This is a genomic window from Burkholderia sp. Bp8984, assembly GCF_003853755.1.
Classification (GTDB): Bacteria; Pseudomonadota; Gammaproteobacteria; order Burkholderiales; family Burkholderiaceae; genus Burkholderia.
In genome coordinates, this window is record NZ_QTQN01000024.1 from 45337 (window position 1) to 67130 (window position 21794).

Below are 21794 nucleotides of genomic sequence, written 5' to 3' on the forward strand. Positions count from 1 at the left end.
GTTCGCGGCGACCGGTGAGACACAGGTCATTCCGGTGTCCGCAAAGCCGACATTCTAAGCGAGAGCGGAAAATCGCACAGCTAAGTTATCCCCTTCATTCTGTGGAAAATCGCTGGATAACCGGATTTTTTCGTTGTGCCGGCAATCCCTGCCGGCCTCACGGCGCAACGCGCAAACATTTTCCTGTTCGAATCGGCCATCGTGCGGCTGGTGGCGATCCACCGGGTTATCCATACCGCAGTGCGTTGACTTTGCAGCGGAATATCCAGTTATCCACAGATTTTCAGGAGGACTGGCGACGCGGAACGCCCGAATCGGCGTCGACCGGCATTCAGCGAATCGCCGCGCGGTCGAGCCTGTAATCTGCAAAACATTTTTTCATTCACGCCAGCGCAGGCACTGCTGGCGGACCGTCTCGTTCAGCGATTTTTCCTGTTTGAAAACGGTTCTCAACCACGATGCGTCATTCACGCGCGCCTTCGCGAGCGCACCGATCTCGTCGAGTGCCGCGCGCGAGCCGAGCGCGGCCGCATGCGGCGCGATCCGGTCGAGCGTGTCGAGGATGTCTTCCGCGATCGTGCGACGCTCACCTGTCTGAGGATTGACGCAGGTGCCCTCGAGCCCGAAGCGGCAGGCTTCGAAACGGTTGAATGTGTAGACGAGATAGTCGTCCTCCGACAGCTTCAGCGGCCGGTCGGTCAGCAGGTAACGCGCGAGCGTCTGGATGTAGCACGCGATCGCGGCCGCGCGGTCGACCGACAGCGGCGTGTCCATCACGCGCACCTCGATCGTCCCGTAGCCGGGCTTCGGCCGGATGTCCCAGTAAAAGTCCTTCATCGAGTTGACGACGCCCGTGTTGACCATCTTCGTGAAGTACTCCTCGAAGCTGTCCCAGGTCAGCACGAACGGCGCGCGGCCCGACAGCGGGAACGCGAACACCGAATTCAGGCGCGCCGAATGGAAGCCGGTGTCGACGTTCTGCACGAACGGCGACGACGCGGACAGCGCGATGAAGTGCGGAATGAAGCGCGACATCGAGTGCAGCAGGAACAGCGCGCTGTCCGGATCGGGACAGCCGATGTGCACGTGCTGGCCGAACACGGTGAACTGCTTCGCGAGATAGCCGTACAGCTCGGAGATGTACTGGAAGCGCGGCGCGTCGTAGATCTGTCGGTCGCTCCATTGCTGGAACGCGTGCGTGCCGCCGCCGGCGAGCCCGACGTTGAGCTGGTCGGCCGCCTTCACCAGCACGTCGCGGATCGCGTGCAGCTCGGAGACCGCCTGCTCGTGCGAATGGCAGATGCCGGTCGACAGCTCGATCATGCTCTCGGTGATTTCAGGCGTGATGTTGCCGGGGAAGGTCTCGCCCTGGATCAGGCGCATCAGGTCGGATGCAGCCTTGGTGAGGTCGTAGTTGTGCGTGTTGACGACCTGGATCTCCAGTTCGACGCCGAACGTGAACGGTTCGGAATTGACGAAGGTTTCGAGTGCCATGGCAGGTTCCGGAATCAGTTTCTGTCGCTGCGTTCGCTGACCGCCGACAGGCAGCGGTAGACGACGAACGGGCTGACGAGCTGCAGGATCACGATCGTGCACATCACGATCGCGCGCAGGTGCGGGTCGAAATTCGGATAGAGCTGGTAGGTGTCGTCGACGAGCAGGTACGACAGCGCGGACATCGGTGTCAGCGCGATGCCGAGCGCGACGCCCTGCTTCATCCCGAGCCCGCTCGGCTTCGCGAACGCGACGACGCCGGCGAGCTTGGCGGCGAGCCGCGTGACGATCAGCGCGATCGCGAGCAGGCCGCCGAGCGCGATGTCGCCCCACGTGAACGACGTGAGCGTCAGCACGAACAGGATCACCGTCAGCAGCCAGCCGGCCGTGCCGAAATGCTCGGGCCACAGCTGCGGCCGCGCTTCGAGGTTCTTCACGATGATGCCGGCGAGCAGCAGCGTGAGCAGTGTCGACAGCTTCAGCGCCTGCGCGACCGCGATCGCGAGCATCACGAGCCCGAACAGCGCGACGAACGAATGCTCGTCGCGCATCGTCGCGGTCATGTGACGGAACAGGTAATTGCACGCCCGCGCGACCAGGTACGCGACGATGAACGAACCGGCGATCAGGTAGGCGGGTTGCAGGATCGTCGCGAAAACGTTCCCGTACGCTTCCTGGTGGAGCCAGCTCGTGACGAGCTTGGTCAGCACGATCGCGTACACGCTGTTCAGCGCGGTCAGCGTGATGAGGCGCTGCGACACCTGCCCTTCCGCGCGCAGCTCGGTCTTGAGCTGGATCACCATCGACGGCGACGTCGCGATTGCGATCGCCGACAACACGAGCGCGACCATGCCCGACACGCCGAGCGCGAGCATCACGAACAGCACGAGCACGAACGTCAGCGTCGCCTCGGCCAGGCTCGACGCAATGAGCCACGGATTGCGGCGGATCCATTTCAGGTCGAGGCGGCTGCCGAGCTCGAACAGCAGCAGGCCGAGCGCGACGTCGATCAGCAGCCGCGAGGTTTCGTCGGTGCTCGCGTCGATCACGCCGAATCCGAACGAACCGGCGATGAGACCGATCACCGCATACCCGGTGATGCGCGGCAGCCGCCATGCGCGATAGCACAGCTCGCCACACAGACCGGCCGCGAACAACGCGAGCCCGGCCCAGAACACGGCATCCGGCGCGAGCGGCCAATTGGGCAGGAATGAGAACGCCGACTTCATCGTGGTGACTTCTCCTTTGGAAGCAATCGCCAGCGGCGCGGGGTCAAGCGTCAGAAATGAGATGCGCGCCGGCTGGGTATCGCCCCGAGTGTGAATGTTGTGGTCGACGACGGCGGGACATGGGATCCGCCTCTTTCCGCCATCCGGCGGAACTGTCGTTCAGGCTGCCGATCTGGATTGTCGGCCTGGTGTGTGAACGGACTGCGCAGTCTCGATGATTCAGATTCGAAATCGAGCCGACCGTTCCATTGAAGCATGTCCGGCGCTTGGCCGAACGAACGCGAAGGAAACCGATTGTGCCACAGCTTTTTCGCTCCGGAACCGATTGAATCGACTCGCGGCGCTGTGAGGCGCCACAGGTCTTTGGTTTCAATGGTTTACTTGTATATATACGTAGTAGAAGTTAACAAGGCGCTCACAGTTCTGTGGATAACTTCGGTTTACGCAACAAGATCAAGGCGTTGGCGCGGCCATAAGTCGTTGCACAGGCTGTTTGCTCACAGAGGTTTGAGTTGGGCAACTTTCGGGCCGTTTCACAGCTGTGCCGAGTTGCCCAGTTTACGTCCACTGTGATTGCACACGAAGTGCGTGCGGATTTCGCGCGGTTATCCACAGCGTCGCGTGGATAACCTTGCGCGAAAAAATCGAAGGACTGTGAGGATTCGGCTGACGAGATCAGCCGATCTGGCGGCCGCGCAGCGCGCGGATCAGGAACCGGGCCGGGTCGACGGCATCGGCGAGTTCGCGCTCGAGCGGCAGCGGCTCGCCTTCCAGTTGCGACGCGATCAGTTCGGCGCCGAGCGCGGCCCACACGAGGCCGCGGGAACCGTAGCCGAATGCGCCGTACAGGCCCGCGGTGCGCGGCAGGTCGCGCGCCCTCGCACCGCTCAGCGCGCGTGCGTTCGCGACGGCCTGCGCTTCGTCGGCGAGCGGGCCGATCACCGGCACGCGGTCGGCGACGACCCAGCGAAACGCGACGCGCCCGCGCAGCGTATCGACGTCCGGCAACTCGCCGATCAGGCCGGGCAGCAGATGCCGGACGCGCTCGATATTTTCGATATGCCCGGCGCCGCGCATCGCCGGATCGAGGTCGTCGGGTTCGAACGTCGCGCCGATCAGCAGCGTGCCGTCGTCGAGCGGTACCGCATAGCCGTCGCCGATCGCGGGGCACGGCAGCGGTGCCGTGCTGCCGGGCGGCAGCAGCGTGAGCTGGCCGCGCACCGGCTGCAGCGCGACGTGCCGCAGTCCCGCGAGACGCACGGCGTCGCCGGCGTTCGCGAGCACGACGACCGGCGCCTCGGCGAGCGTCGCGCCTGCCGCGTCGACGGCGCGCCACGTGTCGCCATCGCGCTCGAGTCGCGCGACTTCGGTGCCGGCGAGCAGTGTCACGCGTTCACCGGCCGCCGCGACTTGTGCGGCGCAGACCCCGGCCGGCCAGACGGCGCCGCCGTGCGGAAACAGCAGGCCGCCATGTGCGACCGGCAGGTTCAGATGCGCGCGCGCGGCGTCCGTGTCGAGCAGCGACACGTAGTCGGACGGTGCGCCGAGCGCGTCGAACGCATCGCGCATCCGCACGAAATCGTCGGCCGATTCCGCGAGATGGATCATTCCGCGCGTGCTGCGCGCGAACGCATGGCCCGCATGCTCGAGCGCGCGCCAGCGCGTCAGTGCATGCAGGAAACCGCTGCGCGTGAGGCGGCTCGCGACGTTGTCGTCGCGCGTCATCAGTGGATGGAATACGCCGGCCGGATTGCCCGATGCGTCGCTCGCGATCCGCGCGTGCCGCTCGATCAGCGTGACGTTCCAGCCGCGCGCGGCGAGCCGTTCGACGACCGCGCAGCCGGCCAGCCCCGCGCCGATCACGATCGCGTCGCGCGCGGCAACCGGCAACGCGCGCGGCGGTTCGTGCCGGCGCATCCGCCAGCGCGGTGCGTATTCGCCCGCGAGCATCGCGAACTTGCCGGCCAGCCCGGCCATCTTGCGATACGTGAAACCCGCTTCGAGGAGCGCTTGTTTCACCACGCCCGCGCTCGAATAAGTCGCAAAGGTCGCCTTCTCGGCGGCGATACGTGCGAGCGCGCGGAACACGTCGGCCGACCAGAGATCCGGGTTTTTCGCGGGCGCGAAACCGTCCAGATAGAACGCATCGGCGCGGGCGACCAGTTTCGGCAGCATCTCGCACGCGTCGCCCAGCGCGAGCGTGAGCACGACCCGGCCAGCGTCGAATTCGAGGCGATGAAAACCGGGAACGAGCATCGGCCACGCATCGGCGAGCATTTCTGCTTCCGTCGATATCGTTGTATTCGCAACCATATGGGACAGTGCCCGGCGCAGGTCATCGCGCGAAAAGGGATGCTTCTCGAACGACACGAAATGCAGCCGTTCGCAGCGCGCGGGATCGTCGCGCCAGGCGGCCCAGGTCGCGAGGAAGTTGACGCCCGCGCCGAACCCCGTCTCGACGATCGTGAACGTGCGCCGGCCTTGCCAGCGCCCGGGCAGCGCGTTGCCCGCGATGAACACGTAGTTCGCCTGCGCGAGCGCGCCCGCGACGTTGTGATAGATGTCGCCGTACGCGGGCGAGATGAGGGTGCCGTCGTCGCGGAACGCGAGCGTGGCGGGAACGAGTCGGTCGGGCATGCGAAACAAAAAACGTGGCAGCCAAGCCTGGCAAGGGATTGCGCGGAGGCGTCCGGCGGGTCGTTGGCAAAAACCAACGGCGTTGCGCGGCGGCGGACCCGGCTGCGTATCCCGTCCGGTTGGCGCAGGTCAAAAAACGGGCAATCGACGATTCATTCGGCGAAATACCGATGAAAATCTTTGAAACCCTTGTCGTTATTGGGTTTGCGCTGCGCTATCATAGCAACGCCGTACCGCGGGGTGGCCTTCCGGCAAACCGGACGGCACGTCGCGCGGGCCAGGATTCGGCGCTGTGCCGTCGAAGTCTGACTCTCGACGGCACGGTTCGCGCACGTATAATCGGCGCGTTCGCGCTGTTCGTGTCAAACCTAACCTGAAAAAGGAACCTTAATGAACAAACAGGAACTGATCGACGCCGTCGCCGCCCAAACGGGCGCCAGCAAGGCTCAAACCGGCGAAACGCTGGACACGCTGCTCGAAGTCATCAAGAAGGCCGTGTCGAAGGGTGATGCGGTTCAGCTGATCGGCTTCGGCAGCTTCGGTTCGGGCAAGCGCGCAGCACGTACGGGCCGCAACCCGAAGACCGGCGAAACCATCAAGATCCCGGCAGCCAAGACGGTCAAGTTCACGGCTGGCAAGGCGTTCAAGGACGCCGTCAACAAGCGTTAATCCAGCGCCTGTTCCAGGAAAAAAACCCGCCGTTCGGCGGGTTTTTTGTTGGGCGCGCGCGGCATTTTCGCCACAGTTCGCGCCACTCTTGCAAGATTTAACGGTTGCCTTTCGCAGGCTGTTTTTACCGCGTATTACGCGTGCACGATCTGCGTGTCGCCGGGATCGTCGTCGTCGTGCGCATCGACATCCCACACCGGGAACGGATCGTCGAACGCGCTCCATTGCGCCGCACCGAGCGCGAATTCCGCGTCGGTGAGCAGGCATGCGTCGAGTTTTGCGCGCCATGCGTCGGCATCGAGCCCGATACCGATCAGCACCAGTTCCTGGCGGCGATCGCCGACCGAGCGATCATCGAGGTCGCCCTGCCACTCCGTGCGAATTTCGGCGAGCAACTCGTCGTCGTCCGGCCATTCCGCGCGATCCTGCGCGGCCCACCAGAGGCCCGCCGGGCCATGCCGGCATACGCCGCCCGCCTGCGACAGCGAGCCCGCGATGTCGTTGCGCGTCGCGAGCCAGAAGAAGCCCTTGCTGCGCAGCACGCCCGGCCACTCCTGATGCAGCAGCGCCCAGAGCCGTGCCGGATGAAACGGCCGGCGCGCGCGGTAAACAAAATTGCCGATGCCGAATTCGTCGGCTTCGCCATGCACGTGCGCATGATGCGGATCGTGGCACTCGGGATCGTCGCAATGCGTGTGATCGTGATCGAGCGACGCGAGCCATCCCGGCGCGTTCGCGGCCTCGTCGAAATCGAAGCGGCCGGTGTTCAGCACTTCCTCGAGCGGCACGTTGCCGAACGTCGACACGACCTGGTGCGCGCGCGGGTTGAGCCGCGCGAGGATGTGCTGCAGACGCGCGAGTTCTTCCGCGCCGACGAGGTCGGTCTTGTTGATCACGAGCACGTCGCAGAACTCGATCTGCTCGATCAGCAGCTCGACGAGCGTGCGATCGTCTTCGTCCGATGCGGCGATGCCGCGCGTCGCGAGCGCGTCGTCGGAACCGTAGTCGCGCAGGAAATTGTAGGCGTCGACCACGGTGACGAGCGTGTCGAGCCGCGCGACGTTCGACAGCGATGCGCCGTCGTCGTCGACGAACGTGAAGGTTTCGGCGATCGGCATCGGCTCCGCGATGCCGGTCGATTCGATCACGATCGCGTCGAAGCGGCCATCCGCCGCGAGATTGCGGATCTCGACGAGCAGGTCGTCGCGCAGCGTGCAGCAGATGCAGCCGTTCGACATCTCGACCAGGCGTTCCTCGACATGCGACAGCGCCTGCGCATCGCGTACGAGCGACGCATCGATGTTGACCGCCGCGAGATCGTTGACGATCACGGCGACTTTCAGGCCTGCGCGGTTCGCGAGGATGTGATTGAGCAGCGTGGTCTTGCCGGCGCCGAGGAAACCGGACAGCACGGTGACGGGCAACGGCTGGTTCATTGCCGGATTCATAACGATTTGCACCAACGGAAAAAAGGGAAAAGCGGCCGCGGCGCCCTGACGGGGCGCGATCGGCCCGGAGCCGGTCGCCCGGGCCGGTCGAAACCGCGGCGTGAGATCCGCATTGTGCATCAAACGCGCGCCGGCCGAGCGGCACGGCGTCGGCAAGCGCCGCGGCGCGGCGTCACTGCTCGGGCGGCATCAGCTTCCACTGCGTCAGGATCCCGGCGATCTGCCGCGCATACTTGTCGCGCAGCGACGGCGTTTCCGAATGATAGGCGCCGACGGCCTGCCATGTGTTGCCGTAGCGATTCATCTTCTGGCGCAGGTGCCACGCGGCGATGTAGACGTTCTTGCACGGCTGCATCAGCGTGTCGCGGCCGATGCCGTAGCGCGACAGCGCCGCCAGGTGGATCGAATTGATCTGCATCAGGCCGTAGTCGACCGAGCCGTTCGTATTCTTGTTCAGCGCGTCGGGCCGGTTGTGCGACTCCTGCCACGCGATCGCGCGCAGGATCAGCGGATTGACCTTCTGGTAGCGGGCGGCCTCGTCGAAACAATCCGCGCGTGCGCTTCCGCAGGCGAACCACACGCCGGCGGCGATCAACGCGATCGAAGCGAACCGTCTGTTCATGGTGCGGAAAACGAAAGAAATGGGCGCAAGGATCGGGAAAACCCGTGTCCGTTATTCGTGCGACTGGAAACGTGCCGCCCGTATCATACCGAGAGTCCGTCACGTGGCGGCATGCGAACGACGGCTGCCCGTTTATACCGCATTTTCGTGTCGATTCATCGCAAAAACGACGGCGATGAACGGCACGCCGGGGCGGCGCCGAAATCTTACATATTGCATACGGTGCGCCGGATACATGTCGTATGTGAGACAGTCCTCGGCTCAATGTGATATTCCGGACATGAAAAGCTGCTAATGTCGCCTCTTTCGGACCTGGATCCCAGCACTACCGCCGGAAGTGGCCTGAGCCGGCATCGACCCATTCATCCATGACAAGAAATCGCTTCGTTATGCGGCGCATCGCGACGACCCTGATCGTCGCCGGCATCATCGTCTCGCAGGCCGCCTACGCTCAGGTCACGCTCAATTTCGTGAATGCGGACATCGACCAGGTCGCCAAGGCGATCGGTGCCGCAACCGGCAAGACCATCATCGTCGACCCCCGCGTGAAGGGGCAGCTCAATCTCGTGGCCGAACGGCCGGTGCCGGAAGACCAGGCGCTGAAGACGCTGCAGTCGGCGCTGCGCATGCAGGGCTTCGCGCTCGTGCAGGATCACGGGGTGCTGAAGGTCGTGCCGGAAGCCGACGCGAAGCTGCAGGGCGTGCCGACCTATGTCGGCAATGCGCCGCAGGCGCGCGGTGACCAGGTCATCACGCAGGTGTTCGAGCTGCGCAACGAATCGGCGAACAACCTGCTGCCGGTGCTGCGGCCGCTGATCTCGCCGAACAACACGGTCACCGCCTACCCGGCGAACAATACGATCGTCGTCACCGACTACGCGGACAACGTGCGCCGCATCGCGCAGATCATCTCGGGCGTCGACAGCGCCGCGGGCGCGCAGGTCCAGGTCGTGCCGCTGCGCAATGCGAACGCGATCGACCTCGCCGCGCAGCTGCAGAAGATGCTCGACCCGGGCGCGATCGGCAACAGCGACGCGACGCTGAAGGTGTCGGTCACCGCCGACCCGCGCACCAACTCGCTGATGCTGCGCGCGTCCAGCGCGTCGCGCCTCGCGGCCGCGAAGCGCCTCGTGCAGCAGCTCGACGCGCCGAGCGCGGTGCCCGGCAACATGCATGTCGTGCCGCTGCGCAACGCCGATGCGGTGAAGCTCGCGAAGACGCTGCGCGGGATGCTTGGCAAGAGCAGCAGCGACAGCGGCTCGTCGGCGTCGTCCAACGATGCGAACAGCTTCAACCAGAGCGGCGGCTCGTCGTCGAGCGGCAACTTCTCGACCGGCACGTCGGGCACCCCGCCGCTGCCGTCGGGCGGCCTGGGCGGTTCGTCTTCGTCGTCGTACGGCGGTGGTTCGTCCAGCGGCGGCGGTCTCGGCACGGGCGGCCTGCTCGGCGGCGACAAGGACAAGAGCGGCGACGACAACCAGCCGGGCGGGATGATCCAGGCCGACGCGGCCACCAACTCGCTGATCATCACCGCGTCCGATCCCGTTTACCGCAACCTGCGCTCGGTGATCGACCAGCTCGACGCACGGCGTGCGCAGGTCTATATCGAAGCGCTGATCGTCGAGCTGAACTCGAATACGTCCGGCAACCTCGGCATCCAGTGGCAGATCGCCCAGGGCCAGTTTCTCGGCGGCACGAACTTCAGCGCCCCCGGTACGCCCAGCGGCAACATCCTCGGGGTGTCGGGCGCGGTTGCCGCCGGTGGTACGGCGGGGCTTGGCGCGCTGGGGCAGACGCTCCTGCCGGGCCTGAACGTCGGCTGGCTGCACAACATGTTCGGCGTGCAGGGCCTTGGCGCGCTGCTGAATTATTTCGCGGGCGTGAGCGACGCGAACGTGCTGTCGACGCCGAACCTCATCACGCTCGACAACGAAGAGGCGAAGATCGTCGTCGGCCAGAACGTGCCGATTCCGACGGGGTCGTATTCGAACCTGACGAGCGGCAACACGAACAACGCATTCAATACCTACGATCGCCGCGATGTCGGCCTCACGCTGCACGTGAAGCCGCAGATCACCGACGGCGGCATCCTGAAGCTGCAGCTCTACACCGAGGATTCGGCGGTCGTCACCAGCACGTTGACCGCCACGACCGGCCCGACCTTCACCAAGCGCTCGATCCAGTCGACGATCCTGGCGGACAACGGCGAAATCATCGTGCTCGGCGGCCTGATGCAGGACAACTACAACGTGTCGAACAGCAAGGTGCCGCTGCTGGGCGACATCCCGTGGATCGGCCAGCTGTTCCGCTCGGAATCGAAGAACCGACAGAAGACCAACCTGATGGTGTTCCTGCGCCCGGTGATCATCACCGACCGGCAGACCGCGCAGGCGGTGTCGGCGAACCGCTACGACTATATCCAGGGCGTCACGGGCTCGTATAAGTCTGACAACAACGTCATGCGTGACAAGGACGATCCGACCGTTCCGCCGATGCCGCTCGGCCCGAGCGAAGGCGGCTCGGCACTGAACCTGTTCGACCTGACGAAGATTCGCCGCCAGCAGCAGGGCCCGCAGCCGGCGCAGCAGGCGCAACCGGCCGTCCAGCCGCAAGCCGTGCCGCAGCAGCAGATGCAGCAACAGCCGCTGACGGTGCCGTCGGGAGCCTCGCAGTGACCGACGTGCTCGCGTCCTCCGCCCACGACGGCGCGCCGGGCGAACGGCAGCCGCCGTCGCCGCTCGCCGCGCGCCTGTTGCCGTACGGCTTTGCGAAGAGCGGCCAGGTGCTGATCGCGCACCAGCTCGACGACACGCTCGAGGTGTGGATCAGCGAACGCACGAACGATGCGGCGCTCGCCGAAATCGCGCGCAACTTCGGCTCGATCTCCGTGCATCGCGTGCCGGCCGACGAGCTCGCGCAGGCGATCAACCAGGCCTACGCGCGCCAGGACGGCAGCGCGGCGCAGATCGTCGGCGAGGTCGAAGGCGAAGTCGACCTGTCGCGGCTGATGCAGGACATCCCCGAAGTCGAGGATCTGCTCGAATCGGAAGACGATGCGCCGATCATCCGGATGATCAACGCGCTGCTCACGCAAGCGGCGCGCGAACAGGCATCGGACATCCACATCGAGCCGTTCGAGAATGCATCGGTCGTGCGCTTTCGCGTCGACGGCACGCTGCGCGACGTCGTGCGCCCGAAGAAGGCGCTGCACGGCGCGCTGATCTCGCGGATCAAGATCATGGCGCAGCTCGACATCGCCGAGAAACGCCTGCCGCAGGACGGCCGCATCACGCTGCGCGTCGGCGGCCGGCCGGTCGACGTGCGGGTGTCGACGCTGCCGACCGGGCACGGCGAGCGCGCGGTGCTGCGTCTGCTGGAAAAGGATGCGCAGCGCCTGAACCTCGAAGCGCTCGGGATGGGCCGCGACACGCTCGTCCAGTTCGACAAGCTGATCGCGCGACCGCACGGCATCGTGCTCGTCACGGGCCCGACGGGCTCGGGCAAGACGACGACGCTGTATGCGTCGATGTCGCGGCTCGAAACGGCGACGACCAACATCATGACCGTCGAGGACCCGATCGAATACGACCTGTCCGGCATCGGCCAGACGCAGGTGAACGAGCGGATCGGGATGACCTTCGCCCGCGCGCTGCGTTCGATCCTGCGCCAGGATCCGGACGTGATCATGATCGGCGAAATCCGCGACCTCGAAACCGCGCAGATCGCGGTGCAGGCGTCGCTCACGGGCCACCTCGTGCTCGCGACGCTGCACACCAACGATGCGGCGTCCGCCGTCACGCGCCTGACCGACATGGGCGTCGAGCCGTATCTGCTCGCGTCGTCGCTGCTCGGCGTGCTCGCGCAGCGCCTGGTGCGGCAGCTGTGCCCGGTCTGCAAGGAAGAGCGGCAGGAGGAAGGCCGCACCGTGTGGCATCCGGTCGGCTGCGACAAGTGCGGGCATTCGGGCTACACGGGCCGGCGCGGCGTATACGAACTGCTGGTGGTCGACGATTCGATCCGTACGCTGATCCACCGCAACGCGGCCGATGCGGAGATTCTCGCCGCGGGCCGCGCGGAAGGGATGCGCACGCTGCGCGACGACGCCGAGCGTTGGCTCGCGGCCGGTGCGACGTCGCTCGAGGAAGTGCTGCGCGTGACGGGAGGCGCATAGCGCGATGTCGGCATTCCGTTTCGAAGCAATCGATTCGGCCGGGCGCGCGCAGAAGGGCGTGATCGATGCCGACAGCGCGCGCGCCGCGCGCGGCCAGCTGCGCACGCAGGGGCTCACGCCGCTGGTGGTCGAGCCGGCCGCCAGCGCGAGCCGCGGCGCGCGCTCGCAGCGCCTCGCGTTCGGCCGCAAGCTGTCGCAGCGCGAACAGGCGATCCTCACGCGCCAGCTCGCGAGCCTGCTGATCGCGGGGCTGCCGCTCGACGAGGCGCTCGGCGTGCTCACCGAGCAGGCCGAGCGCGACTACATCCGCGAACTGATGGCCTCGATCCGCGCGGAGGTGCTCGGCGGCCACTCGCTCGCGAATGCGCTGGGCCAGCATCCGCGCGACTTCCCGGAAATCTATCGCGCGCTCGTCGCGGCGGGCGAGCACACCGGCAAGCTCGGCATCGTGCTGTCGCGCCTGGCCGACTACATCGAACAGAGCAACGCGCTGAAGCAGAAGATCCTGCTCGCGTTCACGTATCCGGGGATCGTCACGCTGATCGCTTTCGGCATCGTCACGTTCCTGCTGAGCTACGTCGTGCCGCAGGTCGTCAACGTGTTCGCGAGCACGAAGCAGCAGTTGCCGATCCTCACGGTCGTCATGATGGCGCTGTCGGATTTCGTGCGGCACTGGTGGTGGGCGATCCTGATCGCGGCCTCGCTCGTCGTGTGGGTCGTGAAGGCGACGCTGTCGCGCGACGGGCCCAGGCTCGCGTTCGACCGCTGGGTGCTGACCGCGCCGCTCGCGGGCAAGCTCGTGCGCGGCTACAACACGGTGCGCTTCGCGAGCACGCTCGGCATCCTGACCGCGGCCGGCGTGCCGATCCTGCGCGCGCTGCAGGCGGCCGGCGAGACGCTGTCGAACCGCGCGATGCGCGCGAACATCGACGACGCGATCGTGCGCGTGCGCGAAGGCTCCGCGCTGTCGCGCGCGCTGAACAACGTGAAGACGTTTCCGCCGGTGCTCGTGCACCTGATCCGCTCCGGCGAGGCGACGGGCGACGTGACGACGATGCTGGATCGCGCGGCGGAAGGTGAGGCACGCGAGCTCGAACGCCGCACGATGTTCCTGACGAGCCTGCTCGAGCCGCTCTTGATCCTGGCGATGGGCGGGATCGTGCTCGTGATCGTGCTGGCCGTGATGCTGCCGATCATCGAGCTGAACAACATGGTGCAGTGACGGCCTGACCGCCGGTCAGGCCACCGCCGTTCAACGCATGTAGATCGCGGGCGACGGCGTGTTCGCGGGGAGCTGGACTTCGGCGCGCGCGCCGTTGCGGTCGACGATGATCGAGCGGTTGCGCACTTCGGCGAGCTTCGCGCCGGGCGCGAGCTCCGCGCCGAGCGACACGGCGCGCGGCGGCTCGCCGCCGATGCCGACGATCGCGGCGCCGCCATGATCGAGCGCGAGAATGCCGAACAGGTGGATGTCCTGCACGGGATTCTTGTCGAGCTGGCCGCCGAAGAGCGCGGCGGCGTCCTCGGTGCGGATCGGCAACCGCGCGGCGGCGGCGGGCAGCGGCGCTTCGCGGGCCGACAGCGTGACGACCCAGTAGGTGGCCGTCGCGCACAAACCCGCGAAGAGGGCTAGGGAGAGGATCCGGATCGAGAGCGCGTTCATGCGCGCTATTGTACGGATGTATATGAAATTTGCGTTGGGTGAAAGCCCTCGGCAGTGCGCGCCTTACAATGCGTGCTCCGCGCCCGGGGGAAACGGAAGCTGGCCGTCAGGCAAACGTCCGGAATGCGCCGGGTGCGTCACTTAATCGACGACATTTTTTGGAAGAGGTAGTCAGTCATGCAAACGTGGATCACTCGCCGTAATGCGGCCGTGCGCCGTCAGCGCGGTTTCACGCTGATCGAGATCATGGTGGTGGTCGCGATCCTCGGGATCCTGGCGGCACTGATCGTGCCGAAGATCATGAGCCGTCCCGACGAGGCGCGCCGTATCGCCGCGAAGCAGGACATCGGCACGATCATGCAGGCGCTCAAGCTGTACCGGCTCGACAACGGCCGCTATCCGACCCAGGAACAGGGCCTGAACGCGCTGATCCAGAAGCCGACCACCGATCCGATCCCGAACAACTGGAAGGACGGCGGCTATCTCGAGCGCCTGCCGAACGATCCGTGGGGCAACGGGTACAAGTACCTGAACCCGGGCGTGCACGGCGAGATCGACGTGTTCAGCTACGGCGCCGACGGCAAGGAAGGCGGCGAGAGCAACGATTCCGACATCGGTTCGTGGCAGTAAGCCTGCGCTGACCGTCCCGACGTTCTCCCCGTTCTTCACTCCATGCCCGCCCCTCGCACGCCCTTGCGCTCCGCTCGCGCTCGCCGCGACGGCCGCGTGCGGCGCGGCGCGGCCGTGACCGTGGCACGCGCACGCGGCTTCACGCTGCTCGAGATGCTGGTCGTGCTCGTGATCGCGGGCCTGCTGGTGTCGCTCGCGTCGCTGTCGCTGACGCGCAATCCGCGCACCGACCTGCGCGAGGAAGCGCAGCGCATCGCGCTGCTGTTCGAGACGGCCGGCGACGAAGCACAGGTGCGCGCGCGCCCGGTCGCGTGGCAGCCGACCGCGCACGGTTTCCGCTTCGACGTGAGCTCGCCCGACGGCTGGCACACGCTGCGCGACGACGTGCTGCGCCCGCGCGACTGGGACGGCGGCGTCACGGGCGCCGATATCGACTATCCCGGTTCGGACACGCGCGCGAGCCGCGTCGTGTTCGGCACGGAAAGCATCGACACGCCGGTGCGCGTGACGCTGCATTCGGCGGTCGGCAGCGCGACGATCGTCGGCACCGGCAACGGCCGCTACGAGGTGCAATGACGATGCGTCGTCGCCTGCCCTTTCCGGCCGCTTCCCGCCCCCCAAGGGGACTCCCTTCGGGGCACCCCAGGCGTACTTCCTCCGGAGACCGGCCTGCGGCCGGCCTCGTCGGGGCGCGCGGCTTCACGATGATCGAGGTGCTGGTCGCGCTCGCGATCATCGCGGTCGCGCTCGCCGCGTCGATCCGCGCGGTCGGCACGATGGCGACCAATGCATCCGATCTCCACCGCCGGCTGCTCGCCGGCTGGAGTGCCGACAACGCGCTCGCGCAACTGCGCCTCACGCATGCGTGGCCGGAGGTCGGCGAACAGAGCTTCGACTGTTCGCAGGGCAACCTGCAGCTGGTCTGCACGCAGCGCGTGAGCACGACGCCGAACCCGGTGTTCCGGCGCGTGCAGATGTCGGTGAGCATGCCGGGGCGCGCCGGCGTGCTCGCGCAAATGGTGACGGTGGTCGCGAATGAAACCAGCCGTCCGCTCTGACGCGCCGATGCCGCGCCGGCCGCTGCGCGCCGCCGGCTCGCGCCGCGTGCGCGGCTTCACGCTGATCGAACTGATGATCGCGATCGCGATCCTCGCGGTGGTCGCGATCCTGTCGTGGCGCGGGCTCGACCAGATCATGCGCGGCCGCGACAAGGTCGCGGCCGCGATGGAAGACGAGCGCGTGTTCGCGCAGATGTTCGACCAGATGCGCATCGACGCGCGGCTCGCCGCGACCGACGACGAAGCCGGCCAGCCGGCGATCGGCGTCGCCGGCAACACGCTGCAGATCGTCCGCGAGCTCGACGTGCCGGGCGCCGCGCCGCGGCTGCAGGTGGTCCGCTACCGGATCGCCGGCGGGCGCGTCGTGCGCTATGCATCGCCGCCGCTCGACGACGCGAACCGCCTGCGCGACGTGCTGAAGGACAGCAGCGTCGACGGCTGGAGCTGGGTCGCGCTGATGGGCGGCGTCGGTGCGATCGACGCGAAGCTGTACGTGCCGCGCGTCGGCTGGACCACCAACCTGCAGACGGCCAACGACGCGCTCGCGCAGAACAACGACGCGCTGAAGGTGCCGCAGATCGGCAACGCGCCGCCGGCGCGCGCGGTGACGGGGCTGCAGGTCAGCATCGGCGCGACCTCGCTGCGCGTGCCCGTCACGCGCATCTTCCTCGTCGGGGAATGACGATGCGCGCGCGCCCTCACCGTTCCCGGTTCGCCGCTCGTGGCGCCGCACGCGCCCGCCGCGAGCGCGGCGCGGCGATCATCACCGCGCTGCTCGTCGTCGCGCTGTCGGCGATCCTCGTGTCGGGGATGCTGTGGCGCCAGCAGGTGCAGATTCGCCGCATCGAGAACCAGCGCGTGATCGCGCAGGCGCAGTGGGTCGCGCGCGGCGCGCTCGACTGGACGCGCATGATCCTGCGCTCCGAGGGCGACACGGCGCCCGGCATCACCTATCTCGGCGGGATCTGGGCCGTGCCGATCGCGAAGACGAAGCTGTCGGATTTCCTCGGCCGGATCGGCGCGCCGAACGACAACGGCGGCGAAGACACCTACATCTCCGGATCGATCGAGGACGCGCAGGCGAAGTACAACCTGCGCAACCTCGTGTCGTCGCCGGCGCCCGGCGTGCTGCAGCTCAACGCGATGCAGCTCAAGGCGTTCCAGCGGCTGTTGACGACCCTCGGCTACGACGGCGCGCTCGCGAAGCGCATCGCACTGCAGATGCGCGCGGGCCTGATGCACTCGGCGACGCGTTTCCAGACGCCGACGCTGCCCGGCGCCGGAACGGCCGCGACCGCGCCGGTGCCCGGCGGCGACACGGCCGGCAACTTCACCGACGAGCCGGGGATGTCCGACGGCGACCGCGGGCCCGCGCCGCTCGTGATGACCGGCGTCGACAGCCTGCTCGACGTCGACGGCGTCACGCCCGAAATGGTCGCGCGGCTGCGCCCGTTCGTCACCGTGCTGCCGACCACGACGCCGGTGAACATGAACACCGCGCCGGCCGAGGTGATCGCGGCGCTGATGCCGGGGATGAGCGTGTCGTCCGCGCAGGCGCTCGTAGCGCGGCGCGAGACCGTGTTTTTCCGCAACGTCGGCGACGTGCAGCTCGCGCTGCGCGGTGCCGGCGCGCCGAACGTGACGATCGACTCGAGCCTCGTCGACGTCAATTCGAGTTACTTCATCGTGCATGGCCGGATTCAGCACGATCGCGCGGAGGTCGATCGCACCTCGCTCGTGTATCGTGATCCGACCACGCACTCGACGCGGGTCGTGCGCATCCGCGACCAGCTATAACGACGCCATCCGGGAGAGGAGCTCTTGAGCACGCTGATTGTTTCTTTGCCGCCGCGCGAGCCGGCCGTGCCGTTGCAGGAATGGCAGTGGCCCGAGCTGCCGTTCACGCTCGTGGACAAGGCCGGCCAGGTGCAGCGCGCGGGCCGCGCCGCGCTCGCGCTGCTGCCGCGCGCGAACGCGACGGTGCTGATCGTCGCCGCGCGCGACGTGCTGCTGCTGGCCGCGACCGTGCCGCCGCTCAAGGGGCCGAAGCTGCGCCAGGCGCTGCCGAACATCGTCGAGGATCAGCTGATCCAGGATCCGCTCGGCTGCCATGTCGCGCTCGATCCGGTCGCGCTGCCCGACGGCCGCCGCGTGCTGGCCGTCGTCGACCGCGCGTGGTTCCGCGCGATCTGTGATGCCTTCACCGCGGCCGGCCACCGGCACCTGAGCGCGGTGCCCGCGACGCGCTGCCTGCCCGCACCGCGCGCGCCGGCGGCGGAAGCTGCACCGGATGCGCATGCCGACGGTGAGGCCACCCAAGCCGACGCGCTCACGGATGCGGTCGAGCCGCCTGCGCGCCCGACCGCGGTCGCCGCGGTGCTCGGCCTCACGACGGCGATCGAGCCGGTGCTCGTGGAAGCCGGCGCGCAGCCGGCCGCGGCCGGTGCGCCGCGTCTCGAGTTCGCGGTCGCGCGCGGCGCGCTCGGCGAAGGGTTCGCGGCGCCTGCGTCGCGCGCGGCCGGCACGCTCGCCGCGCTCGCGGGCGGCGGCGACGTCGAACTGTACGAACTCGGCGAACCGGGCGCGGAGCCGCGCCTCGCGTCGGTCGGACGCGCCGACGGCCCGCTGCTGCCGGGCGCGCAACCGCTGCCGTTCGATGCGTTCGCGCGGCGTGCGCTGACCGAGCGCTTCGATCTGTGCCAGTTCGAATTCGAATCGCAGCCGTGGCGCTTCGACCGCGCGACGCTGAAGCGCCTGCGCGTGCCGATCGCACTCGCCGCGGCCACGCTCGGCGTCGCGGTGATCGGGATGAACCTGCACTGGTGGAAGCTGTCGCGCGAGCGCGACGCGCTGTCCGCGCAGATCACCGAGACGCTGCTGTCTGCCTTCCCCAAAACGACGACGGTGCTCGATCCGCCCGCGCAGATGCAGCGTCAGCTCGACCAGCTGCGCCTCGCGGCGGGCGAGCTGTCGCCGAACGATTTCCTCGCGCTGTCGAGCGGGCTGTCGCGTTCGATGGGCGCGCTGCCGCTGAACGGTATCGCGTCGCTCGATTATCACGACCGGCGGCTCGACGTCGGCTTCAAGCCGGAGGTCAAGGTCGACCCCGATTTCCCGCAGCGTCTCGCGCGCAACGGGCTGGCCGGCGAAGTCGACAGCAGCACCGGCAAATGGACGATCCGGAGCCGCTCATGAAGACGGAACAACTGACCCAGACGCTGGCCCAGTTCTGGGGCGAGCGCACGCCGCGCGAGCGGACGCTGCTCGGCTGGGGCGGCGCCGTGCTGGCCGTCGCGATCGCGTATTCGGTGCTGTGGTCGCCCGCGGAGGAAGGCCGCGCGCGGATCCGGCGCGAGCTGCCGACGATGCGCCAGGAACTCGCGCAGATGACCGCGCAGGCCAACGAGGCGAAGTCGTTGACGGCCGCCGCGCAAGGCGTCGCGCCGACCGGTCTTGCGCTGAAGGACGCGCTCACCGCGTCGCTGTCCGATCACGGGCTGCAGGGTGCGCAGGTGCAGGTCGTCGGCAACGGTGTGCAGATCCAGATGAAGAACGCCTCGTTTCCGGTGTGGACGCAGTGGCTCGACGACGCGCGCCGGCAGTTCAAGGTGCAGGTCGGCGAAGCGCACGTGACCGGACTGAAGGAAGACGGCCAGGTCGACCTGACGGCCGTGATGCAACCCTCGACGCAGAAATGACGCAGTGGATGAAACCAGCGACGGTCGGCCGATGAGGCCAGGGATCAGGCGGCTCGTCGCCGCATTGCCGTGGGTGGTGGCGGGCGGGTTCGCGACGGCGCTGACGCTCGTCGCGCTCGCGCCGGCCGCGTGGATCGCGCCGCAGTTCGCGCGCGCGAGCGGCGGCCACGTGAACCTCGTCGATCCGGACGGATCGCTGTGGCACGGGTCGGGCACGCTGATGCTCGCACCGGGCGCGGACCAGAGCGCGGCAACGCTGCTGCCGGGGCGGGTCGAATGGACCACGGGCTTCTGGCCGCTCCTGACCGGGCGCGTGCGGATGCGCATGCGGCAGACCGAGGCGATGCCCGACGCCGTCACGCTCGACGCGACGTGGCGCGGCGCCGTGCTGTCGGCGGGCACGATGGCCGTGCCCGCGTCGCTGCTTGCCGGGCTCGGCACGCCGTTCAACACGCTCGACCTGCAGGGCGACGTGCGGCTCGGCTGGACCGACTGGCGGATGATCGGCAACAGCGCGTTCGGCCAGCTGACGGTGACGATCGATTCGATGAGTTCGCGCGTGTCGCGCGTGAAGCCGCTCGGGTCGTATCGCGCAGTGCTGCAGGCGAAGGGCTCGGGCGCCGATCTCGACCTGTCGACGACGCAGGGCCCGCTGTTCCTCGACGGACACGGCAGCTTCGGCCCCGGCCAGGGTTCGTTTCGCGGCACCGCGCATGCGGCGCCCGAGCAGCAGGCGAACCTCGCGGGGCTGCTGAACCTGCTTGGCCATCCGATCGGCAACAACGAAGTGTCGCTGATCTTCGGCGACGCGACGCGCTGACGCGCGCGCCACCCTCTCCTTTCCGTCTTACTTCTGCGCGAGCGGCACGGCGGCCGACGGTGCGGTCGCGGCCGGCGCCGCCGCACCGGATGCCGGCGCCGGCGCCGCCATGTCGCCCGTTTCGCGTGCGATGTCCGACGCATCCCAGCCGCCGCCGAGCGCCTTCACGAGCCCGACCGACGACACCATCCGCTGGCCTGCGATCGTCGCGAGCTTCTGCTGCGCGGTGAACGCGGTGGTCTGCGCGGTCAGCACGTTCAGGTAGGCGACCGTGCCGGCCTTGTACTGGTTCGTGACAATCGCGAGCGCATGCTGGGCGCTGTCGACGGCCTGCCGCTGCACGTCGACTTCCTGAGCGAGGATGCGCTGCGACGCGAGGTTGTCCTCGACGTCCTGGAACGCGGTGAGCACCGCGAGGCGGTACGCGGCGACGTCCTGGTCGTAGGTCGCGCGCGCGGCATCCGTTTGCGCGGCGCGCAGGCCGGCGTCGAACAGCGTCGCCGCGAGCTGCGGGCCGACCGTCCAGAACCGCGCGGGCAGCGTGAACAGTTGCGACCACACCGAGCTCTGGAAGCCGCCGGTGGCCGACAGGGTGAGCGTCGGGAAGAACGCGGCGATCGCGACGCCGATCTGCTCGTTCGCGGCCGCCGCGCGGCGCTCGGCCGCCGCGATGTCGGGCCGGCGCTCGAGCAGCGCGGACGGCACGTCGACCGGCGTGATCGGCGGCTCCGCCGCGAGCGGGTTCGGCGCCAGCGAGAACGTCGATGCCGGTTCGCCGATCAGTGTCGCGATCGCATGCTCGTACTGCGCGCGCGCGACGCCGTTGTCGATCGACGCGGCCTGCGCGCTCTGCAACTGCGTCTGCGCCTGGATCACGTCCGCGCGCGCGGCGACGCCCTGCGCGTACTGGTTCTGCGTGAGCTTCAGCGATTCGCCGTACGACTTCACGGTGTCGTCGAGCAGCTTCTGCAGCGCGTCGGACGTGCGCAGCTGGAAGTAGGTCTGCGCGAGCAGCGCCTGCTGCGAGAGCCGCGCGTTCGCGAGATCGGCCGCGGCGGCCGCTTCGCCGGCGCGCTGCGCGCTGACGGTGCGGCTCACCTTGCCCCACAGGTCGGGTTCCCAGCTCGCGTCGAGGCCGACGCTGTAGCTGTTGCTGATCGACGAACTGCTGCCGAAGCTCGACGAAGACGACGTACGCCCCGTCCGGGAGCGCGAGCCCGAGGCGGTCAGCCCGACGGTCGGGAAGTACGCGGCACGCGCTTCGGCGACGAGCGCGCGGGCCTGCCGGTACGCGGCGGCCGATTGCGCGATGGTCTGGTTCGATGCGTTGAGCTTGCCGACCAGCGCGTCGAGCTGCGGGTCGTTGTAGACGCTCCACCACGGACCGCGGTCGGCGCGGTCGGCGGGCTGCGCGACTTTCCAGCCGGCCGGCGCTTCCCTGAAGGCGGCGGGGATCGACGTGTCGGGCCGGTGATAGTCGGGCCCGACGGCGCAGCCGGCGAGCAGCACGGCCGTCGCGACGGCGACGGCGGCGCTCAGCGGGCGAAGGGCGCGCGGGAGGGGAGCGTACGGCATGGTGGTTTTCCTGTCGGGATGCTGCGGCCGGCGAGCGGCGTCGCGCGATGCGGTCGTCGTGCCGCTGGCGGACAAATGGT

Annotated in this window: 20 protein-coding genes; 13 read left to right on the forward strand and 7 right to left on the reverse strand. The window is 67.9% G+C overall.

Features of this window, described 5'->3' with window-relative positions:
* Positions 1 to 378: 378 nt before the first annotated feature.
* The 3 genes from DID98_RS23330 to mnmC form a co-directional block, all read right to left on the reverse strand.
* On the reverse strand, positions 379 to 1494 hold the full coding sequence (locus tag DID98_RS23330) for a YbdK family carboxylate-amine ligase (protein ID WP_006490006.1): 1116 nt from the start codon (positions 1492 to 1494) through the stop codon (positions 379 to 381).
* 14 nt (positions 1495 to 1508) lie between these two features.
* Complete coding sequence (locus DID98_RS23335) at positions 1509 to 2723, reverse strand: cation:proton antiporter (RefSeq protein ID WP_044845215.1); 1215 nt, start codon at positions 2721 to 2723, stop codon at positions 1509 to 1511.
* Positions 2724 to 3398: 675 nt separating this feature from the next.
* Positions 3399 to 5360 carry a bifunctional tRNA (5-methylaminomethyl-2-thiouridine)(34)-methyltransferase MnmD/FAD-dependent 5-carboxymethylaminomethyl-2-thiouridine(34) oxidoreductase MnmC gene (mnmC, locus tag DID98_RS23350; RefSeq protein ID WP_124571499.1) on the reverse strand — a complete coding sequence of 654 codons (1962 nt, stop codon included), beginning with the start codon at positions 5358 to 5360 and terminating at the stop codon, positions 3399 to 3401.
* Between the two features lie 14 nt (positions 5361 to 5374).
* Between mnmC and DID98_RS23355 the strand changes: the two genes are divergently transcribed.
* Both DID98_RS23355 and DID98_RS23360 read left to right on the forward strand, forming a co-directional pair.
* Positions 5375 to 5737, forward strand: a complete 363-nt coding sequence (locus DID98_RS23355; protein ID WP_124486807.1) for a hypothetical protein — start codon at positions 5375 to 5377, stop codon at positions 5735 to 5737.
* A gap of 13 nt (positions 5738 to 5750) precedes the next feature.
* A complete protein-coding gene (locus DID98_RS23360; protein ID WP_006401505.1) occupies positions 5751 to 6029 on the forward strand; it encodes an HU family DNA-binding protein in 279 nt (92 codons plus the stop codon).
* 134 nt (positions 6030 to 6163) lie between these two features.
* On the opposite strand, the gene DID98_RS23365 is transcribed toward DID98_RS23360, so the two are convergent.
* Positions 6164 to 7477 carry a GTP-binding protein gene (locus DID98_RS23365; protein ID WP_124571500.1) on the reverse strand — a complete coding sequence of 438 codons (1314 nt, stop codon included), beginning with the start codon at positions 7475 to 7477 and terminating at the stop codon, positions 6164 to 6166.
* Between the two features lie 172 nt (positions 7478 to 7649).
* The gene (locus DID98_RS23370) at positions 7650 to 8099 is read right to left on the reverse strand and encodes a lytic transglycosylase domain-containing protein (RefSeq protein ID WP_124571501.1); all 450 of its coding nucleotides are present in this window, start codon (positions 8097 to 8099) and stop codon (positions 7650 to 7652) included.
* A gap of 368 nt (positions 8100 to 8467) precedes the next feature.
* Between DID98_RS23370 and gspD the strand changes: the two genes are divergently transcribed.
* From gspD to gspF, 3 genes are read left to right on the forward strand one after another with little or no spacing between them, the layout of a single operon-like run.
* Complete coding sequence (gspD, locus tag DID98_RS23375; protein WP_124571502.1) at positions 8468 to 10774, forward strand: type II secretion system secretin GspD; 2307 nt, start codon at positions 8468 to 8470, stop codon at positions 10772 to 10774.
* Positions 10771 to 12270, forward strand: coding sequence for a type II secretion system ATPase GspE (gene gspE / locus DID98_RS23380; RefSeq protein WP_124486804.1), 1500 nt, complete (start codon positions 10771 to 10773; stop codon positions 12268 to 12270). Before gspD ends, gspE begins: the two co-directional genes overlap by 4 nt.
* Positions 12271 to 12274: 4 nt before the next feature.
* Positions 12275 to 13492 (forward strand): type II secretion system inner membrane protein GspF, encoded by a 1218-nt coding sequence (gspF, locus tag DID98_RS23385; protein WP_124571503.1) that lies wholly within the window; start codon positions 12275 to 12277, stop codon positions 13490 to 13492.
* Between the two features lie 30 nt (positions 13493 to 13522).
* On the opposite strand, the gene DID98_RS23390 is transcribed toward gspF, so the two are convergent.
* A complete protein-coding gene (locus tag DID98_RS23390; protein ID WP_044845208.1) occupies positions 13523 to 13933 on the reverse strand; it encodes a hypothetical protein in 411 nt (136 codons plus the stop codon).
* A gap of 177 nt (positions 13934 to 14110) precedes the next feature.
* Between DID98_RS23390 and gspG the strand changes: the two genes are divergently transcribed.
* The 8 genes from gspG to DID98_RS23430 are packed head-to-tail and all read left to right on the forward strand — an operon-like array spanning position 14111 to position 20139.
* Positions 14111 to 14563: a type II secretion system major pseudopilin GspG gene (gene gspG, locus DID98_RS23395; protein WP_027783126.1), complete on the forward strand. Its 453-nt coding sequence runs from the start codon at positions 14111 to 14113 to the stop codon at positions 14561 to 14563.
* 42 nt (positions 14564 to 14605) lie between these two features.
* Positions 14606 to 15139 carry a GspH/FimT family pseudopilin gene (locus DID98_RS23400; RefSeq protein WP_124520436.1) on the forward strand — a complete coding sequence of 178 codons (534 nt, stop codon included), beginning with the start codon at positions 14606 to 14608 and terminating at the stop codon, positions 15137 to 15139.
* A 2-nt stretch (positions 15140 to 15141) separates the two neighbouring features.
* Entirely contained in the window at positions 15142 to 15621 is a 480-nt protein-coding gene (gene gspI, locus DID98_RS23405) for a type II secretion system minor pseudopilin GspI (protein ID WP_409333448.1), read from the forward strand.
* Complete coding sequence (locus tag DID98_RS23410; protein WP_124486801.1) at positions 15599 to 16303, forward strand: type II secretion system protein J; 705 nt, start codon at positions 15599 to 15601, stop codon at positions 16301 to 16303. The genes gspI and DID98_RS23410 overlap by 23 nt, the downstream gene beginning before the upstream one ends.
* Before the next feature lie 2 nt (positions 16304 to 16305).
* On the forward strand, positions 16306 to 17418 hold the full coding sequence (gspK, locus tag DID98_RS23415) for a type II secretion system minor pseudopilin GspK (RefSeq protein ID WP_124571504.1): 1113 nt from the start codon (positions 16306 to 16308) through the stop codon (positions 17416 to 17418).
* A gap of 24 nt (positions 17419 to 17442) precedes the next feature.
* Positions 17443 to 18816: a type II secretion system protein GspL gene (gspL, locus tag DID98_RS23420; RefSeq protein ID WP_124486799.1), complete on the forward strand. Its 1374-nt coding sequence runs from the start codon at positions 17443 to 17445 to the stop codon at positions 18814 to 18816.
* Positions 18813 to 19319 carry a type II secretion system protein GspM gene (gene gspM, locus DID98_RS23425; protein ID WP_124486798.1) on the forward strand — a complete coding sequence of 169 codons (507 nt, stop codon included), beginning with the start codon at positions 18813 to 18815 and terminating at the stop codon, positions 19317 to 19319. Before gspL ends, gspM begins: the two co-directional genes overlap by 4 nt.
* Positions 19320 to 19350: 31 nt before the next feature.
* Positions 19351 to 20139, forward strand: coding sequence for a type II secretion system protein N (locus DID98_RS23430; RefSeq protein ID WP_044845203.1), 789 nt, complete (start codon positions 19351 to 19353; stop codon positions 20137 to 20139).
* Between the two features lie 27 nt (positions 20140 to 20166).
* Here DID98_RS23430 and DID98_RS23435 read toward each other — a convergent pair whose 3' ends face one another.
* Complete coding sequence (locus tag DID98_RS23435) at positions 20167 to 21714, reverse strand: efflux transporter outer membrane subunit (RefSeq protein WP_124571505.1); 1548 nt, start codon at positions 21712 to 21714, stop codon at positions 20167 to 20169.
* Positions 21715 to 21794: the final 80 nt, after the last annotated feature.